Origin of the sequence: Novosphingobium sp. BL-52-GroH (assembly GCF_044813085.1) — a bacterium.
Classification (GTDB): domain Bacteria; phylum Pseudomonadota; class Alphaproteobacteria; order Sphingomonadales; family Sphingomonadaceae; genus Novosphingobium.
In genome coordinates, this window is the sequence record NZ_CP171152.1 from 2,427,672 (window position 1) to 2,436,937 (window position 9,266).

The 9,266-nt window shown below is 68.8% G+C and carries 10 protein-coding genes; 6 read left to right on the forward strand and 4 right to left on the reverse strand.

Annotated elements, in window-relative coordinates; all coding sequences use genetic code 11:
• The gene (locus tag ACFFDA_RS24395; protein ID WP_404479848.1) at nucleotides 1–915 is read right to left on the reverse strand and encodes a LysR family transcriptional regulator; all 915 of its coding nucleotides are present in this window, start codon (nucleotides 913–915) and stop codon (nucleotides 1–3) included.
• A gap of 113 nt (nucleotides 916–1,028) precedes the next feature.
• Here ACFFDA_RS24395 and ACFFDA_RS24400 point away from each other — a divergent pair, with 113 nt between their 5' ends.
• The 4 genes from ACFFDA_RS24400 (at nucleotide 1,029) to ACFFDA_RS24415 (ending at nucleotide 3,646) form a co-directional block, all read left to right on the forward strand.
• Complete coding sequence (locus ACFFDA_RS24400; RefSeq protein WP_404479849.1) at nucleotides 1,029–1,727, forward strand: pirin family protein; 699 nt, start codon at nucleotides 1,029–1,031, stop codon at nucleotides 1,725–1,727.
• A 76-nt stretch (nucleotides 1,728–1,803) separates the two neighbouring features.
• Nucleotides 1,804–2,382 (forward strand): nitroreductase family protein, encoded by a 579-nt coding sequence (locus tag ACFFDA_RS24405; protein ID WP_404479850.1) that lies wholly within the window; start codon nucleotides 1,804–1,806, stop codon nucleotides 2,380–2,382.
• Between the two features lie 172 nt (nucleotides 2,383–2,554).
• Complete coding sequence (locus ACFFDA_RS24410; RefSeq protein WP_404479851.1) at nucleotides 2,555–2,887, forward strand: hypothetical protein; 333 nt, start codon at nucleotides 2,555–2,557, stop codon at nucleotides 2,885–2,887.
• A gap of 81 nt (nucleotides 2,888–2,968) precedes the next feature.
• Nucleotides 2,969–3,646 carry an HPP family protein gene (locus tag ACFFDA_RS24415; RefSeq protein ID WP_404479852.1) on the forward strand — a complete coding sequence of 226 codons (678 nt, stop codon included), beginning with the start codon at nucleotides 2,969–2,971 and terminating at the stop codon, nucleotides 3,644–3,646.
• Nucleotides 3,647–3,656: 10 nt separating this feature from the next.
• Here the strand turns inward: ACFFDA_RS24415 and rarD are convergent, their stop codons facing one another.
• On the reverse strand, nucleotides 3,657–4,556 hold the full coding sequence (gene rarD / locus ACFFDA_RS24420; RefSeq protein WP_404479853.1) for an EamA family transporter RarD: 900 nt from the start codon (nucleotides 4,554–4,556) through the stop codon (nucleotides 3,657–3,659).
• A gap of 228 nt (nucleotides 4,557–4,784) precedes the next feature.
• On the opposite strand from rarD, the gene ACFFDA_RS24425 reads away from it, so the two are divergent.
• Nucleotides 4,785–5,210 (forward strand): glycine zipper 2TM domain-containing protein, encoded by a 426-nt coding sequence (locus ACFFDA_RS24425; protein ID WP_404479854.1) that lies wholly within the window; start codon nucleotides 4,785–4,787, stop codon nucleotides 5,208–5,210.
• Nucleotides 5,211–5,494: 284 nt separating this feature from the next.
• On the forward strand, nucleotides 5,495–6,220 hold the full coding sequence (locus ACFFDA_RS24430; RefSeq protein ID WP_404479855.1) for a hypothetical protein: 726 nt from the start codon (nucleotides 5,495–5,497) through the stop codon (nucleotides 6,218–6,220).
• 58 nt (nucleotides 6,221–6,278) lie between these two features.
• Here the strand turns inward: ACFFDA_RS24430 and ACFFDA_RS24435 are convergent, their stop codons facing one another.
• Together ACFFDA_RS24435 and ACFFDA_RS24440 are read right to left on the reverse strand one after the other, a co-directional pair.
• On the reverse strand, nucleotides 6,279–7,748 hold the full coding sequence (locus ACFFDA_RS24435) for a succinylglutamate-semialdehyde dehydrogenase (RefSeq protein ID WP_404479856.1): 1,470 nt from the start codon (nucleotides 7,746–7,748) through the stop codon (nucleotides 6,279–6,281).
• A 126-nt stretch (nucleotides 7,749–7,874) separates the two neighbouring features.
• Entirely contained in the window at nucleotides 7,875–9,260 is a 1,386-nt protein-coding gene (locus ACFFDA_RS24440) for a protein adenylyltransferase SelO (RefSeq protein WP_404479857.1), read from the reverse strand.
• Nucleotides 9,261–9,266 lie beyond the last annotated feature (6 nt).

A 9,266-nucleotide genomic window follows, 5' to 3' on the forward strand; every position in this document is an offset into this window, starting at 1 on the left:
TCAAGAGCCCGAAGGACAGATCGCCAGTCGTTCGCGCAACTCGTCCAGAACCCAGACGGCGGCGGGGCCCGGCGGGGCGTCCTTGCGCCACAGCGCGACCAGCGCATAGTCGATCACCGGTCGCTCGGGCAGGTGCAGTTCCACCAGCGCGCCCGATTCGAGATCCCCCTTCACGACGTGGCGCGGCATCGAGCCCCAGCCGATTCCCTCCTTGAGCAGCGCATGCTTGGCGCCCAGGTCCGCCAGCCGCCACGAGCGCGGGCTGAACACCGAGAAGTCGCGCCCCTCGGTCAGCGGCGAACGGTCGGTGAGGACGAGCTGGAGGTGCTTGCGCGCCTCGCCCGGCGCGATGCGGCCGGTCCTGGCGAGCGGATGGTCCGGCGCGGCGACGGCGACGAGTTCCACCGAGCCGATCGTCTCGCGCTCGGTCTCCGGCAGGTCGAGGATATCGGGGCCGGCGATGCCGAGCGTCGCGCGTCCCTCGAGCACCAGCGCGGCCACCGCGCCGAGCGCTTCGACGTGAAGGCGCAGGGGCACGCTGGGAAAGCGGGCCTGGAAGTCGCGCAATAGGCGGGCCAGCACAGGGCCGGGCACCATCACGTCGACCGCCAGCGACAGCTCCGCCTCCAGCCCCTGGCGCAGGCTGCGGACTTTGGCGAGCAGCGCGTCGACGTCGTCCGAGATGGCGTGGGCTTCGGACAGGAGCGCGCGGCCTTCGTCGGTCAGGGTCGGGCGGCGCGAACCTTCGCGATCGAACAGGCGCACGTCGAGGTGCGCCTCCAGTTGCGCGATGGCGTAGCTGACCACCGAAATGGCACGCCCGAGCTTGCGGGCAGCGGCATTGAAGCTGCCCTCCTCGACAACGGCGAGGAAGCAGCGCAAGTGATCGAGGCTGGGCGCAACGAGATCGACCATTCAAGTTTTCCGAATATCTCGGTTGATTTTATCGCAATTATGCGATTGGCGCGCAAGGCTTAGTTAGGGGGCAACCGGTCACTGCGACCGCAACCTATCACGGAGTACCCACCATGATCGAACTCCGCCCGTTCGACAGCCTCGGCGCCGCCAACCACGGCTGGCTCGATGCGCATCACCACTTCTCCTTCGCCGACTACCACGACCCGGCGCGCACCAACTGGGGCCGCCTGCGGGTGTGGAACGACGATACCATCGCCGCCAAGTCGGGCTTTCCGCCCCATCCGCACCGCGACATGGAGATCATCACTTACGTGCGCACTGGCGCGATCACGCATCGTGACAGCATGGGCAACACCGGCCGCACCGGCGCCGGCGACGTGCAGGTGATGAGCGCGGGCACCGGGGTGCAGCACTCCGAATTCAATCTCGAGGACGAGGATACGACGCTGTTCCAGATCTGGATCATCCCCGACCGCCGCGGCGAGCAGCCCGGCTGGGGCGCGCGTCCGTTCCCCAAGGGCGACCGCAACGGCCGCTTCGTCACCCTGGCGAGCGGCATGGCCGGCGACGAGGACGCGCTGCCGATCAATGCCGAGGCCCGCGTTCTGGGCGCCACCGTCAAGGCCGGCGATACGGTGACGTATCAGACCGCGCCGGGCCGTCACGCCTACCTGGTTCCCGCCACCGGCCGCATCCGGGTCGGCGATGTGGAGGCCAATGCCCGCGACGGCGTGGCCATAACCGGGCTCGATGCCATTTCGGTCACGGCACTTGAGGATGCCGAACTGGTTCTCGTCGACGCGGCCTGACATAGGGCAGGCGGGCGATTCGCCCGCCTGCTTGCGCACCCATTTTCCAAACCTTGAGCAGATAAGGACAGTTTCGATGACCGGACGCATTGCCAACCCCAAGATCGAGAAGCTCATCGTCGATCGCTGGAGCCCCCGCGCCTTCGACGGCAGCGAAATCTCCCAGGACGATCTCGACGCGATCTTCGAGGCGGCCGGCTGGGCGCCCTCTGCCTTCAACGCGCAGCCCTGGACTTTCCTCTACGCGAAGAAGGGCGATGCGAACTGGGATCTGTTCCTGTCGCAGCTCATCGACTTCAACCAGGGCTGGGCCAAGGAAGCCTCGGCGCTCGTGTTCGTGGTTTCGGACAAGCTCATGCGTTCGAGCAAGGGCGATTCGGACAACCACAGCCACAGCTTCGATGCCGGTGCGGCCTGGGTTCTGGCGGCGCTCCAGGCGCAGGCGCTGGGCTACCACACCCATGGCATGACCGGCCTGAAGTTCGGCGAGGCGGAAGCTGCGCTGGGCATCCCGGACGACCATCGCCTCGAAGCCGCCTTCGTGATCGGCAAGCAGGGCGACAAGGCTTCGCTGCCCGATTTCCTCCAGGGCCGCGAAGTCGCCAGCGATCGCAAGCCGCTGGCCGAGATCGCCAAGGCCGGCAAGTTCGCCTGATCTGAGTTCAGGTCGCCTGCCGCACTCCCCCCCTCAAGCGCTGCAGGCGCCTGCAGGCCCGGTCCTCCCATGCGGGAGGGCCGGGCTTTTTCGTGCGTTCGCGGGGATGGCGGGTCACGAAATCGCCTTTATTGCATGGCCTTCTCGCAGTTCCTCCCGCTGCGAGGCCGCCATGCCCTTCGCCGATATTCCGCCTGCGCCGCCTGTGATCGAGGCCTCCGCCTTCGATCTCGCGCAGCTCCCCCGCCGCGAGCAGGGCATCGACCTGCGGGCCGTGAAGCCGCGCTGCCCGGCCGGTCGCTCCGGCGAGATCGTAGTCTGCGCTCCCGATCCCGAGAAGAACCGCGTGCGGCCGCTGCCGGACACCTACGTCGTCGCCGAAGGCCTGCCGCGCGCGGAGCTGGGGCTCGGCGAGAATGCCAGCATCGACGTCCATGTCGAGCAGCATGCCATGCCCGGCGCGGCGAGCAATCGGGTGATGGTCGGCGCGAAGCTGAAGTTTTAAGCCCCGTCGTCCCCCTTTCTCGTCACCGGCCGTCCGATCGGCCATAGGGCTCGTCCGTTCACGGCACGGGAGCCTGGAAAAATGCAGACGAGCTGGCGTGTCCGCGCCATGGGGCACCTGGGATGGGCGCGCGGCGCAGCAGGCGCGGTGGTGGGCATCGCCTTCGCCGGGATCGCGACGTGGCTGGCCCTCGGCCTCGTGCCGGGCGGACGCAGCGACGCGCTGCCGTTCCTGGTGGCGCCGCTGGGTGCCTCGGCGGTGCTGGTCTTCTGTGTCCCCGCGAGCCCGCTGGCGCAGCCGTGGTCGGTGATCGGGGGCGACCTGCTCTCAGGCCTCGTCGGCCTTGCCGCCGGGCATCTGCTTGGCGACCCGTGGCTGGCGGGGAGCGTGGCGGTCGGCGTGGCGATCGCGGTCATGTCGCTGGCGCGCTGCCTCCATCCGCCCGGCGGGGCCTGTGCGCTGCTCTGCGCGCTGGGCGCTACCGGCAAGGTGCCGTGGGACTGGACCTGGATGGCGCCGATCGCCGCCAACGTCCTGTTGCTGTGCGTGGTGGGCTGGTTCTACAACAACCTGACCGGACACCCCTGGCCTCACCGGCCACCCCGCGTCCCGCATGTCGCGCAGCCCGCCTACACGCGCGAGGACATCGCCGCGGTGCTGGCCGACTGGAACGAAGTGCTCGACGTCGACGTCGACGACCTCGACGCTTTCGTCCAGGCCCTGCTGCGGCGCGGCAAGGAATCGTCCTCCCGGCCGTGATTCGCGCGCTTCAGGCGGGCTTCCGGCGCGAGAGGATATCCCAGCAGAACACCGCAATCGCGGTCCAGATGAACAGGAAGCACACGAGCTGGATCGGCCGCAGCGGCTCGCCGAACACGAAGATGCTCAGGAAGAACAGCCCCGTCGGCGTGACGAACTGGATGAAGCCCAGCACGGCGAAATCGAGCTGGCGCGCGGCGCTGGCGAACAGCATCAGCGGCACCGCGGTCAGCGGCCCGGCGCAGGCGAGCAGCAGGTCGATCCGAAGCGACTTGCCCATGACCAGCCCCTGAGGCGTCCCAAGCTGCCAGGCGAGCAGGCCGAGCCCCGGCAGCAGCAGCACGATCGTCTCGACCGTCAGCCCCGGCAGCGCGTCCACCGGCGTCAGCTTGCGCACGAGGCCATAGGCGGCGAAGCTGAACGCCATCAGCATCGAGATACCCAGCGTTTCCAGCGCGCCCTGCGCCAGCAGCCCCACGCCGATGGCGGCAAGCGCCACCGCGATCCACTGCCGCCGGGTCAGCTTCTCGTGCAGGAAGATGGTGCCCGCCAGCACGTTGACCAGCGGGTTGATGTAGTAGCCCAGGCTCGCCGCGAGGACGTGCCCGTCCATGACCGCGATCACGTAGGCCAGCCAGTTGGTGCCGATCAGCAGACCGCTCAGCGCCAGGGCGGCCAGGATGCGTGGTGTGGTCAGGGCGGCGCGCAGGGCCGGACCCTGTCGCAGGACGAGGATCGCCGCGAGGCAGAACGGCAGCGTGAACAGCAGCCGCCAGACCACCACCTCGAACGGCGCGACTTCGTGCAGCAGCGCGAAATAGAGTGGGAACAGGCACCACACCGCATAGGCGCCCAGCGCCTGTGGCAGGCCGGCGATGATCCGGGAGGGGCGGGGAATCGGCTTTGACATCGGCTCTCTCTTGCACGCGGGCCGGTGACGACCGCCTGGAGGGAGCCCTTAGGAGCCTGCCGATAGGGGAGCAATCGCTCGCTCCATCGCCGGCGCGCCTTCGCTTCGTCGCAAAATCGAATTCTGACAGCCGCGTTGCGATTCATTCAGAATAAACCGCCTAAAGATGAATGCATACAGCGGATCGAGTCAGATGGCCGGTTCGCCTCACCACCGAGGAGAGTTGAGATGAACGCATTCTTCAAGGCTTCGGCCATCATCGCCGCAACCGCCAGCCTGGCCACCGCGCTGCCGGCAACGGCCGCGGTCGCGACCCACACCACGACCTTCATCGCTCCTGGCGAACAGGCCTCCGACTATGGCCGCGAACGCTACTCGCGCGACGACTACCGCCGTGGCTATGGCAACCGCGACCGCTACGAGCGCCGCGATCGGTACGACCGCTACGATCGCCGGGGCGACTATCGCCGCGGGCGCGATTACTGCCGCAAGTCGGGCGGCACCACCGGCCTGCTGCTCGGCGGCGCCGCGGGCGCCCTGCTGGGTCGCGGCATCGACACCCGCGGCGATCGGGCCACCGGCACGGTCCTCGGCGCGGCCGCCGGCGCCCTGCTCGGCCGCGAAGTCGATCGCGGCGGGTCGCGCTGCCGCTAAAGGCGCCCCGCTCCCCAGAAGATAAGGTTTCCCCGAGCGAACGGCGACGCGAGGGGGAACCGCCCGGCTCCTCTATGTGCCCGGGCGGAAGGGCGTCCGCGTTCGCGCGGGCGCCCTTGCCATGCCCGTTTGCATGTCCGTTTACCGGGCGAATCCCGACCTTCCCGAAATGGGACGCGGGGACTCCTGCCGCTGGCGCTTCGGCGCCTTTTCGCGTTTTCCTAAGACATTCAGGATAGGGCCCGCACGACATGGTCGATGGGGCCGCTCGAAGGAACGCGACGATGAAGACTTCCGCCCGTCTCGCCGTGATCGGCCCCGTGCTGATGGCGACCGCAACCCTGCTGCTCGCCGGCTGCAACTCGGGCGACAAGAAGCCCACCGCGAGCGAGACCGACCCCGCGCTCAGCGGGGCGCTGGGCGACCAGATCATGGTCGATCCCGAGATGTCGGGCGAGCAGGGCGCGGCGGTGGCCCCGAACGGCGGTCAGATCACCATCCCCCCGCAGGACCGTACGCCCGAGGCGATCGCGGCGGCCAAGAAGCAGGCCGCGCAACTCGTCGGCGGTACGCTCAAGGCGGCGCCTGCTCCTGCGCCGGGCGGCGCCAATGCACTGGCGCAGAGCGCGGCGACGGCGGCCCAGGTGGCGGCCGAATCGAAGGCCGCCAGTGCCGATTGCTCGGCCAAGGTCCAGTATTCCAACACCTGGGCGGCCAAGCTGCCCGCCGAAATCCCCGTCTATCCGCGCGGCGCGGTCCAGGAAGCGGCCGGTATCGACGGCAACGGCTGCGCCCTGCGCGTCGTCAACTTCGCGACGCCGGTGAGCGTCGACGACGTCGTCAGCTTCTACTACACCAAGGCTGCCGCGGCCGGTTACGGCGCGGAACACAAGCTGGACGGCAGCGATCATGTGCTGGGCGGCCGCAAGGGCGGCAAGGCCTACGTGGTCTACGCGCGCAAGCTCGACAGCGGGCTGACCGAAGTGGACCTCGTGACCAGCGGGAAATAAGGTCTGCCGCAGCGCATCGTGGTCCCGGACCTGATCCGGGACCGGGACGACGGAGGTTCTACCGCAGGCCCACGCCGATCACTGCGCGCGGCTGCTCCATCTCGCCCGAGGCCACCGGATAGGCGCAGTAGTCCGCCGCGTAATACCCGGTCGGGCGGTGGTTGCCCGACAGGCCGATGCCGCCCATCGGCGCGGCGTGGCTGGGGCCGATGGTCGGGCGGTTCCAGTTGACGATCCCGGCGCGCACGTTGGCCCAGAAGCGATTGTACTCCTGGGGAGTGCCGCCCACCAGCGAGGCGGCGAGCCCGAAGCGGGTGGCGTTGGCCTCGGCGATCGCCTCGTCGAAGTCGGAAACGCGGATCACCTGCAGGATCGGGCCGAACAACTCGACGTCGGGGCGCTCCTTCATCGCCGTCACGTCGATGATCGCGGGGCTGAGGAAGGGCAACTTGTCGTCCGGGCGCACGAGGTGCTTGATCGCCCTGCCGCCGTGGCTGAGCAGATAGAGGAAGCTCTCGGTCAGCCCGTCGGCGGCGGCGTTGTCGATCACCGGGCCCATGAACGGCGCGGGCTCGTCGAACGGCGCGCCGAAGATCACCCGGTCGGCGAGCGTTTTCACCTCGGACATCACCGCATCGTACATCGTGTCGCGCACGATCAGCCGGCGCGCCGCGGTGCAGCGCTGGCCGGTGGTGGCGAAGGCGGACTGGACCACCAGCGCGGCGGCGTCGGTCAGCTTGGGGGTGTCCCATACGACCATCGGATTGTTGCCGCCCATCTCCAGCGCCACCAGCTTGTCCGGCCGGGTCGCGAGGCGGCGGTTGATGGCGATGCCGGTGTTGGCCGAGCCGGTGAACAGGACCCCGTCCACACCCTCGTGGGCGACGAAGGCCGCTCCCTGGGCGGGGCCGCCGGGTGCGAACTGCATCACTGCCGCCGAGATGCCGGCCCGGTGGAAGCACCGCGCGAGCATTTCGCCGGTCGCGGGCGCGCGCTCGCTTGGTTTGAAGATCACTGCGTTGCCGGCGATCAGGGCGGGTACGATATGCGCGTTGGGCAAGTGCGCCGGGTAGTTGAACGGGCCCAGCACCACCAACACGCCATGCGGCTTGTGGCGCACCGCCATCGTGCCCTGCAGCGCGGAATCGAGCTTTCGCTGGCTGGTCCGCTCGGCATAGGCGCGAATCGAGACTTCGACCTTGCCGATTACGCTGTCGACTTCGGCGCGGGCCTCCCACAAGGGCTTGCCGACTTCGCGGGCGATGGTGGTGGCGAGCTTTTCGGCGTCCTTGCGCACCTCGTTGGCGAAGCGGCGCAGCAGTTCCATGCGGGTGGACAGCGGCTGCGCGGCCCAGGCGGGCCAGGCGCGGCGCGCCCGCGCGACGGTATCGTCGACGTCGGCCACCGGCCCGCGCCAGACTTCCGCGCCGGTGGCGGGCTCGTAGGAAATCACTTCGACTTTGCTCACGTTTCCGTCGGGTCCCCGGATGCTGGCTGCTGTTGCTCGGCTGGTGACTGCACCGTCCATCGCGGCTGATGATCCGTTAACTGTGAGAGGTCGAGATTTTTCCTCCATGCCACAGGTATTCCTACCGGGGTGCTAACGTTTCACTTAATCCCTCTCCTCTTCGGAAGAGGGGAGTGGGCCGGGCTTTCAGGATATCGCGCCCAACTGCTCGCCCAGCCGGCGAACCGCCTCCACCTTGGCCTCGAGTTCGCTCCAGTCGTCGCGCTCGTCGATGGCTGCCCAGATGCGCTCGACCTCGTCGATCAGCACGCCCGGCGGTGCATCTTCGCGCCACAGGGCATCCTCGACATCGTCGGCAGGGCGATAGCCCTTGAGGATCGTGCCGAAGTCGTCGTCACCGGCCGCGCGTCCGGCGCGGTGGTCGAAGAAGAACTGCTCGGGCGCCCTGCCGCTGGCGACCATCGCGCTCTCCGCCGCCTGGATCAGCGCCGTATCCACTTTCCTCCCTTGCGATTCGACGCCGAGGCGCCAGGCGAAGCGGCGGCACATCGCGGCCTGGTACAGCGGTCCGAAGCGGTCCAGCGCGGCGACCAGCGGCGCGGTCTCGGTCAGCACCCGCAGCGCGGCGGCAAGCTGGCTGCAGTTCCACAGCACCGCCTCGGGCTGGCGGCCGAAGGCATAGAGCCCGGAATGGTCGAAGTAGGCGGCAGTGAACTTCGCGTCCCAGCGCGGCAGCCAGCGCCACGGGCCATAGTCGAAGCTCTCGCCCGAGATGTTGATGTTGTCGGTATTGAGCACGCCGTGGACGAAGCCTGCGACCATCCACGAGGCGGCGAGATCGGCCATGCGCTCGACGACCTGGTGGAGCAGGATCACCGCCGGCTCGTCGCGTCCCGGCGCATCTTCGGGCGGCAGGGCACCGGGGTAGTTTTCCAGGCAATAGGCGACGAGTGCCGCCATGTGGTCGGTTTCCCCCAGCGCATAGAGCCGCTGGAACGTGCCGATGCGGATGTGCCCGTGCGAGAGGCGCACCATCACCGCCGAGCGGGTGGGCGAGGGCTCGTCGCCGCGATGCAGGGCCTCGCCGGTCTCGATCACGGAGAAGGTCTTGCTGGTGTTGACGCCCAGCGTCTCGAGCATCTCGGTGGCGAGGATTTCGCGCACCGCGCCTTTCAGCGTCAGCCGCCCGTCGCCGTCGCGGCTCCACGGCGTCCGGCCCGAGCCCTTGGTGCCCAGATCGAGCAGGCGCCCCCCCGAATCGCGGAGTTGCGCGAAAAGAAAACCGCGCCCGTCGCCCAGGTCCGGGTTGTAGTGGCGGAACTGGTGACCGTGATAGCGCAGCGCGAGCGGCTGCGGCAGGTTGCCCGGGAGTGGTTCGAAACGGCCGAAATGCGCGGTCCACTGCGCATCGTCGAGGGGCGCGAGGCCGACCGGTGCGGCCCAGCGGTCGTTGCGCCACCGGGTGATGTGGCGCGGGAAGTCGGCGGGGCGGACCGGATCGCCGATCCAGTCGGCAATGGCCTCGATGCGCGGGTCGGGACGGTAGGCATCGGCTTGCGGTTCGCTGTTCATCAGGCG